The organism is Kribbella solani (assembly GCF_014205295.1).
GTDB classification, from domain to species: Bacteria; Actinomycetota; Actinomycetes; order Propionibacteriales; family Kribbellaceae; genus Kribbella; species Kribbella solani.
Window position 1 is genome coordinate 3,869,988 of sequence record NZ_JACHNF010000001.1, and the last position, 18,367, is coordinate 3,888,354.

20 protein-coding genes are annotated in these 18,367 nt (G+C 68.4%); 8 read left to right on the forward strand and 12 right to left on the reverse strand.

The features are described 5' to 3' along the window. Positions 1 to 65 precede the first annotated feature (65 nt). Complete coding sequence (gene gndA, locus HDA44_RS17520; protein WP_184835723.1) at positions 66 to 1,505, forward strand: NADP-dependent phosphogluconate dehydrogenase; 1,440 nt, start codon at positions 66 to 68, stop codon at positions 1,503 to 1,505. Here gndA and HDA44_RS17525 read toward each other — a convergent pair. Beyond that, positions 1,463 to 2,857: an MFS transporter gene (locus HDA44_RS17525; protein ID WP_184835725.1), complete on the reverse strand. Its 1,395-nt coding sequence runs from the start codon at positions 2,855 to 2,857 to the stop codon at positions 1,463 to 1,465. The two genes, gndA and HDA44_RS17525, sit on opposite strands and share 43 nt — an antisense overlap. A 70-nt stretch (positions 2,858 to 2,927) precedes the next feature. On the opposite strand from HDA44_RS17525, the gene HDA44_RS17530 reads away from it, so the two are divergent. Together HDA44_RS17530 and HDA44_RS17535 are read left to right on the forward strand one after the other, a co-directional pair. Then, the gene (locus HDA44_RS17530; RefSeq protein WP_184835727.1) at positions 2,928 to 3,545 is read left to right on the forward strand and encodes a TetR/AcrR family transcriptional regulator; all 618 of its coding nucleotides are present in this window, start codon (positions 2,928 to 2,930) and stop codon (positions 3,543 to 3,545) included. A 40-nt stretch (positions 3,546 to 3,585) separates the two neighbouring features. Next, positions 3,586 to 4,047, forward strand: coding sequence for a DUF6319 family protein (locus tag HDA44_RS17535; protein WP_184835729.1), 462 nt, complete (start codon positions 3,586 to 3,588; stop codon positions 4,045 to 4,047). Between the two features lie 168 nt (positions 4,048 to 4,215). Here HDA44_RS17535 and HDA44_RS17540 read toward each other — a convergent pair whose 3' ends face one another. Beyond that, the gene (locus HDA44_RS17540) at positions 4,216 to 5,229 is read right to left on the reverse strand and encodes an alcohol dehydrogenase catalytic domain-containing protein (RefSeq protein WP_184835731.1); all 1,014 of its coding nucleotides are present in this window, start codon (positions 5,227 to 5,229) and stop codon (positions 4,216 to 4,218) included. A 123-nt stretch (positions 5,230 to 5,352) separates the two neighbouring features. On the opposite strand from HDA44_RS17540, the gene HDA44_RS17545 reads away from it, so the two are divergent. Continuing rightward, positions 5,353 to 6,261: a LysR substrate-binding domain-containing protein gene (locus HDA44_RS17545; RefSeq protein WP_184835733.1), complete on the forward strand. Its 909-nt coding sequence runs from the start codon at positions 5,353 to 5,355 to the stop codon at positions 6,259 to 6,261. A gap of 10 nt (positions 6,262 to 6,271) precedes the next feature. Here the strand turns inward: HDA44_RS17545 and HDA44_RS17550 are convergent, their stop codons facing one another. Continuing rightward, a complete protein-coding gene (locus HDA44_RS17550) occupies positions 6,272 to 6,430 on the reverse strand; it encodes a hypothetical protein (protein ID WP_184835735.1) in 159 nt (52 codons plus the stop codon). 227 nt (positions 6,431 to 6,657) lie between these two features. Here HDA44_RS17550 and HDA44_RS17555 point away from each other — a divergent pair, with 227 nt between their 5' ends. The 3 genes from HDA44_RS17555 (at position 6,658) to HDA44_RS17565 (ending at position 8,928) form a co-directional block, all read left to right on the forward strand. Continuing rightward, positions 6,658 to 7,194 carry a DUF6817 domain-containing protein gene (locus HDA44_RS17555; RefSeq protein WP_184835737.1) on the forward strand — a complete coding sequence of 179 codons (537 nt, stop codon included), beginning with the start codon at positions 6,658 to 6,660 and terminating at the stop codon, positions 7,192 to 7,194. 21 nt (positions 7,195 to 7,215) lie between these two features. Continuing rightward, positions 7,216 to 8,145 carry an alpha/beta fold hydrolase gene (locus HDA44_RS17560; RefSeq protein ID WP_184835739.1) on the forward strand — a complete coding sequence of 310 codons (930 nt, stop codon included), beginning with the start codon at positions 7,216 to 7,218 and terminating at the stop codon, positions 8,143 to 8,145. Positions 8,146 to 8,520: 375 nt separating this feature from the next. Next, the gene (locus HDA44_RS17565; protein ID WP_184835741.1) at positions 8,521 to 8,928 is read left to right on the forward strand and encodes a hypothetical protein; all 408 of its coding nucleotides are present in this window, start codon (positions 8,521 to 8,523) and stop codon (positions 8,926 to 8,928) included. 105 nt (positions 8,929 to 9,033) lie between these two features. Here HDA44_RS17565 and HDA44_RS17570 read toward each other — a convergent pair whose 3' ends face one another. The 9 genes from HDA44_RS17570 to HDA44_RS17610 all read right to left on the reverse strand — a co-directional run bounded on the left by HDA44_RS17570 (position 9,034) and on the right by HDA44_RS17610 (position 17,437). Continuing rightward, positions 9,034 to 9,756, reverse strand: a complete 723-nt coding sequence (locus HDA44_RS17570) for a PIG-L deacetylase family protein (protein WP_184835743.1) — start codon at positions 9,754 to 9,756, stop codon at positions 9,034 to 9,036. A gap of 54 nt (positions 9,757 to 9,810) precedes the next feature. Continuing rightward, positions 9,811 to 11,109: a D-arabinono-1,4-lactone oxidase gene (locus HDA44_RS17575; RefSeq protein ID WP_184835745.1), complete on the reverse strand. Its 1,299-nt coding sequence runs from the start codon at positions 11,107 to 11,109 to the stop codon at positions 9,811 to 9,813. Then, complete coding sequence (locus HDA44_RS17580; protein ID WP_184835747.1) at positions 11,106 to 12,260, reverse strand: amino acid deaminase/aldolase; 1,155 nt, start codon at positions 12,258 to 12,260, stop codon at positions 11,106 to 11,108. Before HDA44_RS17580 ends, HDA44_RS17575 begins: the two co-directional genes overlap by 4 nt. A gap of 61 nt (positions 12,261 to 12,321) precedes the next feature. Next, positions 12,322 to 12,966 (reverse strand): hypothetical protein, encoded by a 645-nt coding sequence (locus HDA44_RS17585; protein ID WP_184835749.1) that lies wholly within the window; start codon positions 12,964 to 12,966, stop codon positions 12,322 to 12,324. Between the two features lie 110 nt (positions 12,967 to 13,076). Then, a complete protein-coding gene (locus HDA44_RS17590; RefSeq protein ID WP_238352480.1) occupies positions 13,077 to 14,330 on the reverse strand; it encodes a M15 family metallopeptidase in 1,254 nt (417 codons plus the stop codon). A gap of 70 nt (positions 14,331 to 14,400) precedes the next feature. Then, on the reverse strand, positions 14,401 to 15,501 hold the full coding sequence (gene dapC / locus HDA44_RS17595) for a succinyldiaminopimelate transaminase (protein ID WP_184843793.1): 1,101 nt from the start codon (positions 15,499 to 15,501) through the stop codon (positions 14,401 to 14,403). Between the two features lie 217 nt (positions 15,502 to 15,718). Beyond that, a complete protein-coding gene (locus HDA44_RS17600; RefSeq protein WP_184835751.1) occupies positions 15,719 to 16,057 on the reverse strand; it encodes a GroES family chaperonin in 339 nt (112 codons plus the stop codon). Beyond that, on the reverse strand, positions 16,054 to 16,317 hold the full coding sequence (locus HDA44_RS17605; RefSeq protein ID WP_184835754.1) for a DUF3618 domain-containing protein: 264 nt from the start codon (positions 16,315 to 16,317) through the stop codon (positions 16,054 to 16,056). Before HDA44_RS17605 ends, HDA44_RS17600 begins: the two co-directional genes overlap by 4 nt. A 76-nt stretch (positions 16,318 to 16,393) precedes the next feature. Beyond that, positions 16,394 to 17,437, reverse strand: coding sequence for a glucose 1-dehydrogenase (locus HDA44_RS17610; RefSeq protein WP_184835756.1), 1,044 nt, complete (start codon positions 17,435 to 17,437; stop codon positions 16,394 to 16,396). Positions 17,438 to 17,551: 114 nt separating this feature from the next. On the opposite strand from HDA44_RS17610, the gene bcp reads away from it, so the two are divergent. Then, positions 17,552 to 18,019, forward strand: a complete 468-nt coding sequence (bcp, locus tag HDA44_RS17615; protein WP_184835758.1) for a thioredoxin-dependent thiol peroxidase — start codon at positions 17,552 to 17,554, stop codon at positions 18,017 to 18,019. The last annotated feature ends 348 nt before the right edge of the window (positions 18,020 to 18,367 follow it).

Sequence of the window (18,367 nt, forward strand, 5' to 3'; positions counted from 1 at the left end):
CGGCCCGGTTGCCGGGCGCGGGAGACTTGGCCCGCACACCTACTTTGAGATTGCAGGAGATTGCGATGAGCTCTGAGAAAGCCCAGATCGGTGTCACCGGCCTCGCGGTGATGGGCCGCAACCTGGCCCGGAACCTGGCGCGCAACGGGTTCAGTGTGGCCCTGCACAACCGGTCCCAGGCGCGTACCGACGCGCTGGTCGCGGAGTTCGGCTCCGAGGGCACCTTCGTCCCGTCGACGGACCTGGCCGGCTTCGTCGAGTCACTGGAGCAGCCGCGCAAGGTGATCATCATGGTCAAGGCCGGCGCCCCGACCGACGCGGTCATCGACGAGCTGGTGCCGCTGCTCGACAAGGGTGACATCGTCGTCGACGCCGGCAACGCGCACTTCGCCGACACCCGGCGCCGCGAGGCCGCGCTCCGCGACCAGGGCCTGCACTTCGTCGGGTCCGGCGTCTCCGGTGGCGAAGAGGGCGCGCTGAACGGCCCGAGCATCATGCCGGGCGGATCACCCGAGTCGTACGCCGCGCTGGAGCCGATGCTGACCAAGATCTCGGCGCACGTGAACGGCGAGCCGTGCTGCGTACACGTCGGGCCGGACGGCGCCGGGCACTTCGTGAAGATGCTGCACAACGGCATCGAGTACGCGGACATGCAACTGATCGCGGAGGCGTACGACCTGCTGCGCCACGTCCTCGACCTGTCGCCGGCCGAGCTGGCGGACGTGTTCCGGGACTGGAACACCGGCGACCTGGAGTCGTTCCTGATCGAGATCACCGCCGAGGTGCTCAGCCAGACCGACCCGACCGCCGGCGGGCCGTTCGTGGACATCGTGCTCGACCAGGCCGAGCAGAAGGGCACCGGCCGGTGGACCGTACAGTCCGCGCTCGACCTGGGCATTCCGGTCAGCGGGATGGCCGAGGCCGTGTTCGCGCGGTCGCTGTCCGGCGACGTGGTCCGCCGGGAGGCCGCGGCCGGCGTACTGCCCGGACCGGCTTCGCCGAAGGCCGACGTCGATCGGGACGCGTTCATCGAGGACGTCCGGCACGCGCTGTACTCGTCGAAGCTGGTCGCGTACGCGCAGGGGTTCGACGCGATCCGGGCGGCCAGCGAGGAGTACGGCTGGAACATCGACCTCGGCGCGATGGCGACGATCTGGCGCGGCGGCTGCATCATCCGGGCGCGGTTCCTGGACCGGATCAAGGAGGCGTACGACCGGAACGCCGACCTGCCGTCGCTGCTCGTCGACGACTACTTCCGAGACGCCGTCGCGAGTGGGCAGGAGGCCTGGCGCCGGGTAGTAGCGACAGCGGCGACCGTCGGCGTACCGGCTCCGGGCTTCTCGGCGGCGCTGTCGTACTACGACGGGCTACGGGCGGAGCGGCTGCCCGCAGCACTGATCCAGGGGCTGCGGGACCTGTTCGGCGCGCACACGTACCGGCGGGTCGACCGTGACGGCAGCTATCACCTGGAGTGGTCGGGCGACCGGTCCGAGAGCACCCAGTAGACGACGAACGCCGCAACAACCAGGAAGCTCGCCGCTCCGACGCCTGCCACGTTGAACCCGTGGACGGCGTCGGAGTGCGCGGCTACTGTCCCGGCGACTGTGCTGAGCAGCGCCGTACCCAGTGAGGCACCGACCTGCTGGGACGTCATCACCATGGCGCCGGCCACCGCACTGTCGGGCCCGGCGCCGAGCGTGGCAGTGCTGTTGGCGGTAACCAGCACCCATCCGGCGCCCAGGCCGACCAGCAGGAACACCGGCATGACCTGCAGCCAGTAGTTGGACTCTGGGCGTAGCAGGCCGAGCAGGGCGAGACCGGCCGCGATGGTCAGCAGTCCAGGGCAGATGAGCGAGCGGACGCTCGCTCTGGCCAGCAGTCGGCTTACTGCACGTACTCCGACCATCAGGCCGACCGTCAGCGGCAAGAAGCTCAGACCGGCCTTGATCGGTGAGTAGTGCCGGACTGTCTGCAGGTAGAAAGTCAGGAAGAACAGGGCGGCGAACATGCCGATAGCCAGGCTGAACACCGCCAGGTACGACCCGCCTCGCTTACGGTCCCTCACCACGCGCAGCGGAAGCAGTGGGGACGCTACGCGGGCCTGCACCGCCAAGAACGTGACTAGTAGAACCACGCCGGCAGCCAAAGACGCGTACGTCGCCGGTGCACTCCACCCGTCCGACTCCGCGCGGCCGAATCCGAACACCACCGCCATCAGGCCGGTGGTGGCAAGGAGTGCGCCTAGTACGTCGATCCGTACGCCGCTGGTGCGCTCTACCGGAGGTACGGCGAACAGGACGCCTGCCGCCGCCAGTGCCGCGATCGGGAGATTGACGTACATGGCCCAGCGCCAGTCCAGGTATTCCGTGAGCACGCCGCCGGCCAGGATGCCCAGCCCGGACGCACTGCCCATGACAGCGCCGTAGATCCCGAACGCCTTGCCCCGCTCGGCAGGCGACGGGAACGAGGCAGCGAGCGTTGCCAGTACCGCTGGAGTCAGTAGTGCGCCGAAGACGCCTTGCAGTGCTCGTCCAGTGAGCAGCATGGCTCCACCGGTCGCTGCACCACCCAGCGCCGAGGCCAGCGCGAATCCGGTCAGCCCGACCAGGAGCGCCCGGCGCCGCCCGATCAGGTCACTCATCCGCCCACCGAGCAGCAGCAACCCGCCGTACCCGAGGGCGAAGAGTGTGATCACCCATTGCCGCGACGAATCCGGCATACCCAGATCCGTCTGCATCGACGGCAGCGCGATGTTCACGATCGTCAGGTCGATCCCCACCATCAACTGCGCCGTCGCCACCGCTCCGAGCGCCCACCATCGCCGCTCCACCTGCGGCGTCAGGTCCGTCTGCGTCATCCTCATCCTTAAGTGAACAGGTGTAGTGCTACGAATGTAAGGCAACGAGCGTTGCAATACAATCGGCGGCATGGACGCAGGGACGACACGGAGCCGGAACCGGCGCGGGCAGGGTGAGCTGCTGCGGCGCGAGATCATCGACGCGGCGCTGCGGATGCTGAACGAGCTCGGCGACGACGAGGCGCTCTCGCTGCGGGCAGTCGCGCGCGAGGTCGGGATCGCGGCCACCTCGGTGTACATCCACTTCGCCGATCGCGACGCTCTCGTCTTCGCGGCGCTCGAGCAGTGCACCGCCGACCTCCTGCGCGACCTGGAAGCGGCCGAAGCCCAGGGCGGCGCCGATCCGGTCCGGCGACTCCGCGCGCGGCTGCTCTTCCTCGGCAGCTGGACGCGCGAGTACGCCGGCCTCTACAAGGTGCTGCACGAGAGCACGCTGAACCGGCGCATGCAGCTGGTCTTCAAAGCGGAACTGGCGGTCCGCGCGGTCGCGGCGGTCCAGGCGTGCATGGACGCGGGGCTCGTGCCAATGGACGACGCGGCAGCCGTTGCGCTCGACCTACGGTCAGCAGTGCACGGCGCGGTCTCGATCCGGATCAACGAGCCGGAAGCCGAGCTGCCGCCGCTGGAGGTGCAGGTGGATCGCTTCCTGCGCAGGCTGGTTGGCGTGCCAATCGAACATGTGTTCTAATAGACATCAAGCGCCAGTCCCGAAGGAGATCGCCGCAACGATGACTGTAGACACTCTGGCAGTAGAAGCGCCGTCCGACCTGGCCGACACTCCCGATTCGGCGAACCTGTCGGCGGCCGCCCCGGTCAGCACCCCTGAGCCGGTCGAGGCCGCGCAGCCCGACGGCGTGCAGCCTGAGGGAGGCCTGGCGCCGAAGCCGAAGAAGGCACCGGCCAAGAAGGCGGCCGCGAAGAAGTCGAAGACGATCGAGCTCACGCTGACCGTCACCGGGACCGCCGACGGTGAGTGGCGCGCCGAGCTCAAGCAGGGCAGCACGTTCCTGGCTCGTGATCTCGCGGTTGCCGCGGCGGCCGTGTCCCGGGCGGCCAAGGAACTGCACGAGGACCTGTCCACCCCGATCGACGAGGTGATCGAGGAGGCCCGCTCCCAGCAGGCCGCCAAGGTCGCCGCCCTGGAAGCCGAGCTCGAGGCGGCCCGCGCCGCGCTCGCCGAGCTCGACTGAAAACACCCCCGACGTCCCGTGGCCGGTCAACTTCCCTGATCGGCCACGGGTGGTCAGTGCAGGGCCCGTCCGCAACCGTGTGAGGTGGCTGCGGACGGGCCCTGAGTACCTTGCCTGATGCTTGCTCCGGCAGGGCTTGCTTCGGTTGGGCTCGCTGGGGCTGAGGGCTTACTTCGGCTGGGTTGTGAGGACCAGGCGGAGGTTGGCGGTTGGCTGGTTCTGCCAGGCTGTTTCGGCTTGTTCCAGCGGGTACGTCTCGATGATCGGGCGGATGTTCTTCAGGACGGCGAAGTTCAGTGTGTCCTCGGAGTCCTGCGCCACCCCGGAGTACCAGCCGGACACCGACAACCGCCCATCGGTCAGCGCATGCCCGGTGACCTCGATCGGGTCGCCACCTTCCAGCACGATCAGCTGACCGTTCGGCCGCAGTCCCTTCACCAGCTCCGACTGCAGCTCGGCCCGAGACACCGTCGCGAGCACCACGGCCGCGCCGCCAAGCGCCTTCAACGCCGCGCCCGCGTCGCCGTCCGTACTGTCGATGTACTCATCCGCCCCGAGCTGCCGTGCAAGCTTCTCCTTCGCCCGCCCGCGATTGATCGCCACGGTCCGGAACCCGAGCTTGTCCGCGAACTGAATCGCCAGGTGCCCGACCCCGCCGACCCCTTGAACCGCGACCGTGTCTCCCGGCCCGGCCTGCGCGTGCCGCAGCGCGTTGAACGCGGTGATCCCACCACACATCAACGGCGCCGCCTCCTCGAACGACAACCCGACCGGTATCCGTGCCACCGCATCCTGCGGCACGACCACGTACTCGGCATACCCACCGTCGTACGAAGTGCCGACGATCTTCCGGTTCACGCAGTTCGTGAAGTCGCCGCGCCGGCAGAACTCACAGGTGAAATCCACTCCCCCGGACCAGCCCACTCCGACCCGCTGCCCGACCTCCCAGACCGTCACGCCGGCACCGACCGCGTCCACGACTCCGGCGATCTCATGCCCGGGAATCCGCGGCAGCACCGTGCCGAGCAGCGCGTTCCGCGGGATCGCATCACCGCCGCAGATCCCGCAGGCGTGCACCCGGATCCGTACCTGGCCTGGCCCCGGTTCCGGGATCGGCACGTCGGTCACCACGAACGGACCACCCGCCTGCTGAACCTGAGCCGCCCGCATGGTTCCACTCATCCTTGCTCTCTCCCTCGTCCAGCGCGTCCAGCTGTCTCTCCCCAGGCTCTTCCTGTACTCGCCGGAGCGGAAACAGAAACTTGCTGGCGGGGGTACAAGCAATCGTTGTGGCACGATGGACGCGTGGACCTGAGCTTGCGGCTGCTGCAGGCGCTGGAGGCCGTGGCGGCGGAGGGCAGCATGACCCGGGCCGCCGGAGTTCTGAACCTGACCCAGCAAGCAGTCAGTGGTCAGATCCGTCAGCTCGAGCGCGTGATCGGTACGCCCCTGGTCGAGCGGCGCTCCACGGGAATCGAGCTGACCCCGGCCGGCGAGGTCGTACGCAAGCAAGGTTCGGCGCTGCTCTCTGCCGCGCGGGTGATGGTGACCGAGGCGCGGCTGACCGCGACGGGCCGGCCGGAGCCGGTGCGGGTCGTGTTCAAGGCGCAGAGCACGGCGCACTTCATGCCCGCGGTCGAGGCGGCGATGCGGCTCGAGGCGCCGGAGGCGGAGATCCGGCCGATCGCCGCGCATACGCTCCCGGACGAGCTCGATGCGCTGGTCGAGGGCCGGGCGGATGCCGCGTTCCTCTGGCTGCCGATCGGCGACGATCCTCGGTTCACCGTGCACCCGCTGCTCGACGAGGAGCGTTGGGTTGCGCTCCCACCGGGACATCCGCTCGAGTCACGGACCGAGCTACGGATCGCGGACCTGGCCGGCGTACCCGTGGTTGGCCCTCGGGACGGGATGCCCCGCGCGGTGGTCGACTTCTGGTTCATCGACCCGCGCCCGGACGGCAGTCGCGCGGTCCTCGGGCCGCAGGCGCGGACGCCCGAGGAGTGCCTGCACCTGGTAGCTGCCGGCCACGGCTGCTGGATCGCGCCGGCGTCCACCGTCACGTACTTCGCGCATCCGCGGCTGACCTGGCTGCCCTTGGTCGACGCGGAACCGAACACGCTCGCACTGATCTGGCCGCGGCATTCCGCGAACCCGATGCTGCACCTGCTCCTCGATCAGACCCGCCGTACGCTCTTGCCCGCGGCAACCAATTGACCGTTGGAAACTACTGCTTGTCCGTAGTCACGACCGCCTGCCGGACCCCGTTCGGGGCCGGCTCGGGCGCGTGCCCGGCCGAGCCGAGCGCGGTGGTGACCGTGACGGTGAGCAGGGTGGTCGTGGCGAGAGCGGCGACGAGGGTCCAGCGGGCTGCGGTGTTGCTCATGGCTTAATCGTCGCGCGGCCCGCCGTCGCCGGGAACCGTTTCGCGCCGGAATCAGGGCGTACTCCGGGGTCCGCTCCGGTGGAGTCCTGACCCGGTGAACCGGGAATGAACGGGATGTGACCGAGACGGCACGCCGCAGGTCTGGGCGGGCGTAGTGGGTTGGCCTTACCGTGGGTGACCTGGGCCGGTCCGAGGGCCCTGACCGCTCCGCGTCGAGAAGGGGTCAGATGAGCACTTTCCAGGACTTGGGTTCGCTGCTGATGGTGCGCGGCGCCGACGAGCTAGATCATGCGGGCGGAAGTCTGTACGTCCATCTGCACCGGGTCGCGAAACGGCTCGGTTCGCTGGCTGCGTCGGACACACTGATCCTGGCCGGGCTGGCGCACGCCGCGCACGGGACCGACGGGTACCCGACGCACTTGTTCGACTGGCGGACCGAGCGTCCGGTGCTGGAATCGGTGATCGGGACCGACGCCGAGCTGATCGTCTACCGGTACGGCGCCTGCGACCGGGAGACCACCTGGCGCGACCTCGCCGAGCACCGCACCGTCACCGACCGGTTCACCGGCACCTCGGAGGAGCTCGGCAACGCGGAGCTCCGCGACTTCGTCGATCTCAGCATCGTCAACGAACTCGACGTCCTCGACCACGACGCGGACCGGGCCGACGAACTCCGCGCGTTCCTCCGCGATCAGATCCCGCGCTGGCAGTCGCTCGCCTCCCCCGCCGTACTGACCGAGGCCCACCGCATCCTGCAGTTGTAGCGGTTGGTCACACTTGGGGGCGTGAAACGGTTCTTGCGGCGGGTGCTGGTGGGGATCCTGGCGCTGTGGCTGGTGGTCACGCTGGCGTCTTTCGGCTACAACCTCGCCACCAACGGGGACGCCGCGCCGCCGCCCGGGCTGAAGTTCGTCGAGGCCGGCGGGATCGACACCAGGTACCAGAGTTGGGGTACGGCGGGCACGCCCGTCGTCCTTGTTCACGGGGCGGCGGAATCCGTCGACACCTGGTCCCGGTTGGTGCCGCTGCTCGCGAAGAACCATCGCGTGTACGCGTACGACCTCACCGGGTACGGGTACTCCGAGCGGAAGGCGCCGTACACGATCGAGGAACTCGCCGGGCAGTTGCTCGGGTTCCTGGACGCGATGCACCTTGGCGGGACGGGACAGCCGAAACCGATCCTGGTCGGGCATTCACTCGGTGCCGGGGTCGCGGCCGAGGCGACGCTGGAGGCGCCGAGCCGGATGGGCGGGATCATGTTCCTGGACGGCGACGGGCTGCCGCTCCCGGGCGGGAACGCCGGGCCGCCGCGCTGGCTGATCATCCCGCCGTACCGGACGTCGCTGTTCCGGTTGGTGCTTGATCAGGGGTGGCTGCTGAAGAAGATCTACAACAGCGTGTGCATGCCGGGTTGTCCGCCGATGAACGTCGACGAGTGGACCCGCCCGTTCCGGCAGCCCGGGGCCGAGAAGGCGCTGTGGGAGATGACCGCGAACGGGATTCCAGCGGTCGCCCCGGACCGGCTGGCGAAGCTACGTGAACTGCCGCTGCCGAAGTCGGTGGTCTTCGGCGATCTGGACACCAACGGCGGCAACCCCACCGAAACCGCCACCCGAATCGGCGCCCCACCCCCGACCCTGATCCCCAACGCCAACCACCTCACCCCCATCTCCAGCCCAGAACAGGTAGCCGCCGCAATCAACACCCTCCACTGACACCAGCCCTCCACACGGGTGGATATCCACCCGTGTGGAGGGTTCTCCACTGGTATACGAGTGGAGAACCCACCACACCAGTGGATAAGTCCAACGGTGGGCGGGTGGGCGTGAGATGGGGTCGGGTGGTGGGGTCGGGTGGGGTGGGCGGGTTGGTTGGTGGGGTGGGCGGGTTGATTGGTGGGGTGGGCGGGTTGGTTGGTGGGGTGGGCGGGTTGGTTGGTGGGGTGGGCGGGTTGGTTGGTGGGGTGGGCGGGTTGGTTGGTGGGGTGGGCGGGTTGGTTGGTGGGGTGGGCGGGTTGGTTGGTGGGGTGGGCGGGTTGGTTGGTGGGGTGGGTGCTGGAAAACGGGTGGGGGGCGACGGATGATCGGGGTATGGCCCGTTATGAAGTGGTTGCGCGTGCGATGACCGATCGGCGGCTGGCCGACTCCGACTACCTTGAGCTTGCCCTGAAGTCCTGGTCGCTGGACAAGGGGATGCGGTTCCAGCGGATCGAGGATCTGCCCGACGGGTCGATCGCGATCGTGCTGCAGCAGAAGTTTTCACCGCGTCACCACGACGCGGCCTGCGCGATGGCGAACCGGAGCCTGGCTCAGCTCGGCATCCCGGCCGGCCAGGTCCAGCAGATCGACCTGCACCGGATGACCCGCAAGGGCGGCCGCGCACTGGTCCGCTCCTGGCGCGGCCCGAACAACCCACCCACCGCGGGCGACCGCGAACCCCGCCGCCCCAAGCCCAACCCACCGCACCTGAACGCGTCCCTGGACCTGCCTGCTGAGTGACCGGACCTGTGGCACTCACCAACCGCGCCCGACCGGCGTGGTCGGCCACCTCTTGAGCGTGCCGCCCGGGCGGTTGTCGAGGTTGGTGAGTGCCTCAGGTCCGCGCTACGGCGTGAAGACCTCGAAGCGGGTGCCGTACTTTGTGCCGAGCTGGGTGCCGGCTGGGCGGGAGGTGCCTTCCAGGAACTCTTCTGGGTCGAAGTCGGGCCAGCCGAGGCCGTCGATGTACGCCTGGTGGGCCTTCAACGACTGCACTCCCAGGTCGAACGTGTCGGTGGTGTCGACGCCGTGCCGGGCGGCTGGTGACCCGGACGCCCACACCTGGCGTACGCCGTCCCACTTGTCGCCCGCGTCCGGGAAGATCCACCGGTTCGCGGCGTCGCGGACCGCGTCCAGGGTCGCGCGGCCGGTGTTGATGTGGTCGGCCTGGTTGAGCAGGACGTCGCCGTCCCAGCTGTCGCGGAAGTTGTTGGTGATGACGATCTCCGGCCGGTGCCGGCGGATCGCGGCGGTGATCACCCGGCGGAGCGCGACGCCGTACTCGATCGTTCCGTCCGGCTGGCCGAGGAACTCGACCGTCGAGACGCCGACGATCCGGGACGACTCGATCTGCTCGGCTTCCCGCAGCGGGCCACACTCGGCCGGGTCGACGCCGTCGATCCCGGCTTCACCGGAGGTCAGCAGGCAGTACGTGATCTGCTTGCCCTGCCCGGTCCAGCGCGCGATCGCGGCCGCGGCGCCGAATTCCAGGTCGTCCGGGTGCGCGACCACGGCCAGTGCCTGCTGCCAGTCCTCGACGACTGGTTCGAGCGGTTCCAGAGCATTCATGCTCGCAGGCTAGCCCTGCGGCCAAGCACTGCACCAGGACACACGTGCCGTGGATCAGCCGAAGACCTGGCGGGTGTACGCGTTCTCGAACACGCGCTGCGGATCGAGCCGATCGCGGACGGCGACGAAGTCGTCGAAGCGCGGGTACCGGGCGCGTAGCTCCGATGCGCCGAGGGTGTGCAGCTTCCCCCAGTGCGGCCGGCCGTCGTAGTCGGCGACGATCCGCTCGAAGGCCTGGAAGTACGGATCGTGTGGCAGCTGGTGGTACTGATGGATGGCGACGTACGCCGTCTCCCGCCCGTGCGCTGTGGACAACCAGATATCGTCCGGCGCGGCCACCCGGACCTCGATCGGGAACGGAATCCGCGACCCCGACGTGTCGATCCAGTCCCGCAGCCGGCGGATCACCTCGATCACATGCTCGCGCGGCACCGCGTACTCAGACTCGCGGAAGACCACGTTGCGCTCGGTACAGAACACCTTGTACGACGCGTCGACGTACTCCCGGGCCGACAATGCGCGCGACGCGATCCGGTTGATCCGCGGCACCATCGCGGGCTGCCGGACAGCGAGCCGGTTGGTCAGCTCGAAGACCTTGTTGGACAGCAGCTCGTCGTCGACCCAGCCGCGAATCCGCCCGACCGGCGCCGCCTCGACGTCCGCGCCGACCCGGTTGTTCCGCTTGGTCAGCGCCAGCTCGGTGTGCGGGAACCAGTAGAACTCGAAGTGATCGTTGCCGTCGGCAAGCTCATCGAAGCCGTCCAGTACGTCTGCCAGCGGCATCGGCATTTCCTGCGCGCGGAGCAGGAACGCCGGTACGCACTGCAGGGTGAGCGAGCTGATCACGCCGAGCGCGCCGACCGAGATCCGGGCGGCGGCGAAGACGCCCGGGTTCTCCTCGGCCGAGCAGTGCAGCACCGAGCCGTCCGCGGTGATCAGGTCGAGCCCGACGACCTGGGTGGCGAGACCGCCGAGCCGCGCGCCGGTGCCGTGCGTGCCGGTCGAGATCGCGCCGGAGATGGTCTGTTTGTCGATGTCGCCGAGGTTCGCCAGTGCCAGGTCGAACGCGGCCAGGCCGAGGTTGAGCTTCCGCAGCCCGGTGCCGGCGCCGACCGTGACCCGGCCGCTCTGCTGGTCGGCATGGGTGATCGACGACAGCCGGTCGAGCCTGATCATCACCTCTTGCGGCACCGAGCAGCCGGTGAACGAGTGCCCGGCGCCGACCGCCTTGAGCTTCTTTCCTTGCTCGGCCGCGGACTTGACCGCGGCGGCCAGCTCGTCGGCCGAGCCCGGGCGCAGGGTCTCGATGCCGGTCGCCGACTCGGTACCGGACCAGTTCTGCCAGCTGCTCATCCGAAGTTCTTCCCTTCGCCGCGGTAGGTGACCAGCTCGGTCACCTGCTCGCCGTCGACCGCGTGGACGACGTCGAACCGCTCAAGCATCTCGCCTGCCTTGGCGTAGCGCATCCACACTCTGTCTCCAAGACGCAGCCGTTCGGACGATTGTCCCTGCACCGGAGTCTGCACCTCGCCAGCACCTTCCGCACCGACCAGTTTCAGACCGGATGGCCAAGCCGGCGACGGCAGCCGGGACTTCTTCGCCGGGCCGGAAGCCACGTACCCGCCGCTGAAGAGGGTGGCAATCCGCGGCGCGGGCCGGCGGACGACGTCCAGCGCGTACGCCATCGCGGGCTCGGGCCGGAAGATGTCGTATTTGTCGAACAGCGTGGGTCCGTACAGCCCGGAGCCGGCGGTGACCTCGGTGACGACCGGGTCCGCGCTGCTCACCTCAAGGCTGCCGGTGCCGCCGCTGTTCACGATCCGGAGCTGGGCGATCTGCTTGACCGCGTCGACGACCGCGCCACGACGGTCGGCGAGCTCGGCGGCTGATCGGCGCTTCACCCACCGGATGGCGGGCGAAGTGTCGGGCAGCCCGGCGATCTGCGCCTCGTAGAACATCACTCCGGCCAGCTCGAACGCATCGTCGGCGGCCACCGTACGAGCCAAGGCGGCGACGTCGGCCGGAGTGCGCAGCGGCGAGCGGCGGACGCCGAGGTGCTGGCCGAAGACCCGCAGCGACGCGTCGACGTCGAGGCAGAGCTGGATCCGGGCGTCACCGACAGCGGTCGCCTTGATGAACGCCAGGTGTTCCGGGGAGTCGATCATCAGCGTGATCCGCGCGGCCGCCTCCGGGTCCGCGGAGAGCTCGCGGAGCGCCGTCCGGTGCGTGGTCGGGTAGCCGAGCAGGATGTCGTCGACACCGTTGCGCGCCAGCCAGAGCGCCTCCGGGAGCGCGTAGCTCATCACGCCCCGGAAGCCCGGCTGTGCCAGCGCGGCCTCGATCAGGGCGCGGCAGCGCACCGACTTGGACGCGACCCGGATCGGTGTCCCCGCGGCGCGCCGGACCAGGTCGGCGGCATTCCGCCGGAACGCGGCCAGGTCGATGACCGCGTACGGCGCGTCCAGCCCCGCGGTCAGGCGGGCATACCGATCAAAGTCACCCATGATCGGAGTGTAGGACACAAAATACTGAAAGGTAATACAACTTTTCGCTCAGTTTGGGGGTCTATTCGATGACAGCCTCCACAACCGGTACGAGGGCGCGCGCCCAGTCGGCCTGCTGATCCGGTTCAGCGGAGGTGGTGGCGAGCAGCGCGACAGTGGACCCGCGAAGTACGGACAGGTCGACGTACGACTCCGCTCCCGCGTACGCCCGTACTGCCGCGGCAGCGGACTGGTCAGTCCAGAGCTGCCTGACACTCAGATCGCCACCGGTGCCACACGCCCGCATGCGCTGCCCGTAGCCCTGGTAATACGCGGTTGCCTGGTCTGAGTTGCTGAAGCGAAGCAGCAGCGCTGTAGCCGGTAGCGCGGAGGCGGTGCGGTAGCTGCCAGTCAGCGCGTACGCGGGCACCGGCAGCGCGCCCTTAGCCGGACTGCCCGCGCAGCCGGAAGGCAGGGCTTCGTACGACGCCTGGTGCGGATCGCGGCGTCGGGTCCAGGTGTTGTTACCGACAAAACCGGCCTCTGCACCGCCTGGGTCGGTGTAGGTCTTCCAGCCGGGTCCAAGCTTGTCCGGCGCCGGCAGGTTGCGTTCGGTGAGCGGTCCGGCGTTGGCCGGCGGCGGAGCGGTCGCCTGCTCGGGTACCTGTGGTGGCACGCCCGCGTCTGTTGCTTTGGTCGTACTCAACGTGTTGGTCGGCACCGGCACTGTCCCGCCAACCGTACTGGGGACTGGTGTTGGAGTAGATGGTTGAGCGACCGGCTTCGCACTGCAGCCGGCCAGCACCACAGCCAGTACGCCAGCAGCCGCTACGCCTCTCACTTCGGCTCGAAGTGCTGGTAGTCGGGTTTGGCCCAGCGAGCGCCCCAGAAGTAGCCCTGTCCGACCAGTGCCTTAGTGGTGGCGCTGTTGGCGAACAACATCCCGGGGCGTACGACCGACCGGTTGCGATACGCCAGACCGTTAGACGGGTACCAGACACCGTTCGCCGCCAGGTACGGGTTCTCCACGGTGTTGACGTCGATCGCCCACCCGTACGAGTGCGGCGACAGCGAGTACGGATCGCCCGTGACCCGGCGGCAGTTGAACGCAGAGGTGTTGTCGGCGGCCATCGCCTTCACGTCGCTGCCACCGAACACGTCCACTCGCCGCATCTGCCGAATCGGGAACTTGGCTGCGAGCGTAGAAGTCCAGACCGTGATCATCTTCGCCACGGCCGCGTCACGGAGGATCAGCTCGCCGCGGTGCACCCGGCCGTCAAAGCCCCAGTAGTTCAGCTGCAACAGCCGTAGCGAGGATGGCGCGACCGGACAGCCCGCTCGGTACGTGTACCGGACCATCGCGGCGGACACGGCGTACACCTTCGGGTTCAGCACTGCCTTGATCACGATGGTGGCCAGACCGGAGTACTCCATCGCGGACTGGCTGACCTTCCGAGTCACTACGCGTACAGTCCGGGTGGCCGGTAGGTCGTCCGGCACCCGGAACCGGAAGTTGCCCTTGGCATCCACTGTGGTGACGCCGAGCAGCTGCCACTTGCCGCTACCGAGGTACGACTGCAGCGCGAGCTCCTGGCGCGGCTCGGCCGGTACTGTCCGGCCGGTGACCGAGACGCCGGTGAGTGTCGCGTACCAGGACGCCGGTGGGTTGATCACGATCTTCCGGTCCTGGATCGGCACGGTCCGGTACGGCGAGATCGCCAGCGCTGTCTCGGCTTTGACACCGATCATGGTGCGGAACGCCCACGTACCAGTAGACGGCGACACGTAGTTGAACCGGTACGCGCCACCGGCAGTAGTACGAGTCGAAGCGCGTAGTACCCACGCACCGGGTACGCGCTGCCACAGGGTGACGTACGACCCGGTGATCGGCTTGCTGAGCTTGCCGGTGAAGACGGTCGGCCTGTCCTCCCAGGACACGGCCGGCTGGTCCAAGCTGATCGACCACTCCGGCGCCGGAGTGGTCGCAACCGGCGCCGGCGTACTCACAGCCGGCGTCGGCGTAGGAGAAGTAGTTGGAGCAGGTGTAGGTGTAGTGAGCAGCACTGCGACAGCCATGACGAAGCGCTTCATCCGCTTCTCCCTCCCTGGACGTCAAATACCCCCTATAAGAGGCAGTGACGCCAGGAAGAAGTCACAGGTACTACTGCTCCAGTCGCTTGACCGCCGCGTCGATCCGCTCGTCAGTACCAGTCAGCGCGACGCGTACGTGCCGCTGACCCGCAGTTCCGTAGAAGGCTCCAGGCGCGACCAGGATGCCCAAGTCAGCCAGTGCAGCGACAGAGCCGTACGCGTCGTACGACGGATGGGATGCCCACAGGTACAGCCCACCGTTGGACAGCGTGATCTCCCAGCCCGCGCTGGTCAGCGCATCCCGCAGCACCGCGCGGCGGCGCAGGTACCGGCCACGCTGCTCCTCAACATGTACGTCGTCAGCGAACGCGGCAGCCATCGCGGCCTGGATCGGCGACGGCACCATCAACCCGGCGTGCTTCCGCACCTCAAGCAGTTCCGCCACGACAGTCGGATCACCAGTAGCGAACCCACCGCGGTACCCGGCCAGGTTGGAGCGCTTGGACAGCGAGTGCACCGCCAGCAGGTTGTCGAAGCTGCCGCCCGACACATCCGGGTGCAGCACCGACACCGGCTTCTCGTCCCAGCCGAACTCGGTGTAGCACTCGTCGCTGACCAGTAGTACGTCATTCGCACGAGCCCACTCGACCGCGCGGCGCAGATCAGCCGCCGGGGTGATCTCACCGGACGGGTTGCGCGGGGAGTTCAGGTACGCGACCCGCACCGCACCCTCGTACGCCGATGGGTCCGCGACCGGAACGCTGGTCGCCCGTGCAAGCGCGGCACCCGCCTCGTACGTCGGGTAGGCCAGGTCCGGGATCAGGACCGTGTCACCCGCGCCGATACCCAACAGAGTCGGCAGCATCATGATCAGCTCTTTGGTACCGATCACCGGCAGCACCTCGCGCTGCGGGTCCACTCCGGTCACACCGAGGCGCCGGTCCATCCAGTCCACCGCGGCCTGGCGCGCCGACGCCGTACCAAGGGTGGTCGGGTACGCCGGGGCGTCCGCGGCATCGGCCAGCGCCTTCTTGACCAGCTCCGGCACCGGGTCCACCGGGCTGCCGACCGAGAGGTCGACGATGCCGTCCGGATGCCCGGCCGCCTTCTGCTTGTAAGGGGCGAGCTTGTCCCACGGGAAGTCTGGCAGCCGGGAGGAGGTCTCGAAGATCACGCAGTCATTCTCCCCCACCCGCCGCGCGGGTCGGAGACAGTGTCCAGCTCAGAGGGCGTCTGGGAACTCTGTGCCGTAGCGAGGAGGTGCTCGGTGCGGTGGCTCGGTGCGTGGGGGCGAAGGTCTCGATGCGGCGCATCGTGGCCTTTGCACCCGTGCGGCGAGGTGCCGCGCCGAGTGCCCCGCAGTAGGTGCAGGGTTCTCAGACGCCCTCTCAGAGATAGAGCCCGGTCTGGCCGTCTTCCAGGCGGCCGGCCGCGACCGCGTGCAGGTCACGCTCGCGGAGCAGGATGTAGTCGTCGCCACGGACCTCCACCTCGGCCCGGTCCTCCGGGTCGAACAGCACCCGGTCGTCGACCTCGACGGTGCGTACGTTCGCACCGACCGCGACGACCTTGGCCCAGGCCAGCCGGCGGCCCATCTGGGCAGTGGCGGGGATCAGGATGCCCGCCGACGACTTTCGCTCGCCCTCCTGTTCGAGGGAGACCAGGACGCGGTCGTGCAGCATCCGGATCGGCAACTTGTCGTCGGAGAGCTTCTTGCGAGGAGTCACCGGCGACCCACCAGGCGACGGATCACCAGCAGTACGCCGACCACACCGGCCACCGCGCCGGCGACCGCGACGATCTTCTGGGTCCGCAGCTGCCCGTGCTCGTCGAAGACCTGCGACTTCGCCTGCTCGACCTGGCGCAGTGCCACGTTCTTCGGGTTCGCCCGGTCGACCAGCTCGTCCACGGTCGAGGCCAACCGCAACCGGGTGGCGGCGATGTCCGCCTCGATCTGCTCGGCGGTCCGAGCCTTCGTGTCCGACACCTGTCGAGCTCCCTTCCCTCGGCGGGGCTGCCCCGGGATGCCCGGGCCTGCCCCTCGTCACCACCATCCTCGCAGGTCATCCCCGCAAGTCCACGACCACCTTGATGTCATCCGGTTCCCGCACCAATGCGGCGGGCCAGTTCGACAGCGGTACGGTCCGCGTCACCAACCGCTCCAACCAGGCGCGATCAGCCTTGAGCAGCATGTCCACAGCGTCCGCGTAGTGCCGTTTGCCCGCATTGACCGTGCCCACGAGCGCTGCGTTGCGTACGACGAGCTGGCGGACCAGTGCGTCGAGCTGTACGTCCACGGTTGCCGGACCGGGGTGGATGCCGGCCAGACAAATCACACCGGCCGGTGGGAGCAGGTTGGCGCAGTCGAACACCACCTGTCCGACACCGGTCGCCTCTATGACCACATCCGGTACGACATCAAGCTGCTGGAGATCAGTCAGATAGGTACCGCCGAGTGCCCGGACCAGCTCCGGCTTGGGGCCGTCGGTGACCCGGTCCAGTACATGCACGTCGTACCCGCGCTGTTGTGCGATCAGTGTGGCGAGTAGGCCGATCGGTCCGGCGCCTGTCACCAGTACGTGCTTCGGGTCGAACCAGGACCGGGCACCTACCCGATCCACTTGTTCAAACGCCTTGGCGAGGATGCTGGTCGGCTCTACCAGTACGCCCAGGTGCCCCAGGACAGCCGGTACCGGTACGGCGAAGTACGGGTCGACGCGCCAGCGCTCCGCGCCATACCCGTCCATTCCGTTGATGCCGCGCTCTGTGTACTGGCCGTTGCGGCAGAAGTCCCATTCACCACGCGCACAGGCCGGACAGGGCACCGGGTCGGGTCGGCGCACCACTCCGGCGACCAGATCGCCCGCGGTGAAGCCGGAGCCTGCTGGTGCCTCCAGCACCTGCCCGAGTGACTCGTGACCTATCACCAGGTGATCCGACCCGGGCTGTACGCGGCCGAGTGCCCCGGCCAGCAGCTCCAGATCAGTGCCGCAGATGCCCGTCAGCAGGCCCTGTACCAGGATCGAACCGTCGGCGGCCGGAGGCTCCGCGACCGCGCCGACGCGCGCCGAGTCGGACTTGCCGGGAATGACTGTCATGGCCCGCATGACCTCAGGCTAACGGCGCCCACTGACCACTCCCGGGATACGGGCGCGACGTGGCCGGGACGCGGCCGGCGCGCACGTACGATGGCGGCAGCAGCCCTATCCGTGGAGGACCAGATGTCCGAACGCCTGTCCGTCGGCGACGCCGCACCCGACTTCACCCTGCCCGATGCTGACGGCAACGACGTGGCGCTGGCGAGCCTGCGCGGGAAGAACGTGATCGTCTACTTCTACCCGGCCGCGATGACCCCAGGCTGTACGAAGCAGGCCTGCGACTTCCGGGACTCGCTCGACTCGCTGCAGGCGGCCGGGTACGCGGTGCTCGGGATCTCCCCGGACAAGCCCGCCAAGCTGGCGAAGTTCCGCGAGCGGGACGGCGTGACGTTCCCGCTGCTCAGCGACCCGGACAAAGAGGTGCTGACCGCGTACGGCGCGTTCGGCGAGAAGACCATGTACGGGAAGAAGGTGACCGGCGTGATCCGGTCCACGTTCGTGGTCGATCCGGACGGGAAGATCGCGGTCGCGCAGTACAACGTGAAGGCCACCGGGCATGTCGCGAAGCTGCGCCGGGATCTCGGACTCTGACCCGATTCCGGACCGGAAACGCGATTCGGCGCAGGGAAACCTGCAACCGTTTCATTCGAGCGGTCCATAGAACGGTCGTTTGAGCAAACTGTTGCTGTGATTTGGATCACAGTCATACTTCACCGCATCGCAGCGGAACCGGCACACAGGGTGATTTTTTCAGCGTTCCTGTGAAAAAGCCGTACTCCCGGCCGGGTTCCGGTTCGGCGACGGGTGTGTCACGACCGTTGGTGGCCCCCACCGCGACCTGCCGAAACCGGGTAATCTGCGCGCGCAGTCAGCCTCTGGGAGGGAGGGACCTGCCGCGATGGGAAAACATTCCTCTGCGGTCACGCGAAGTAACAACAA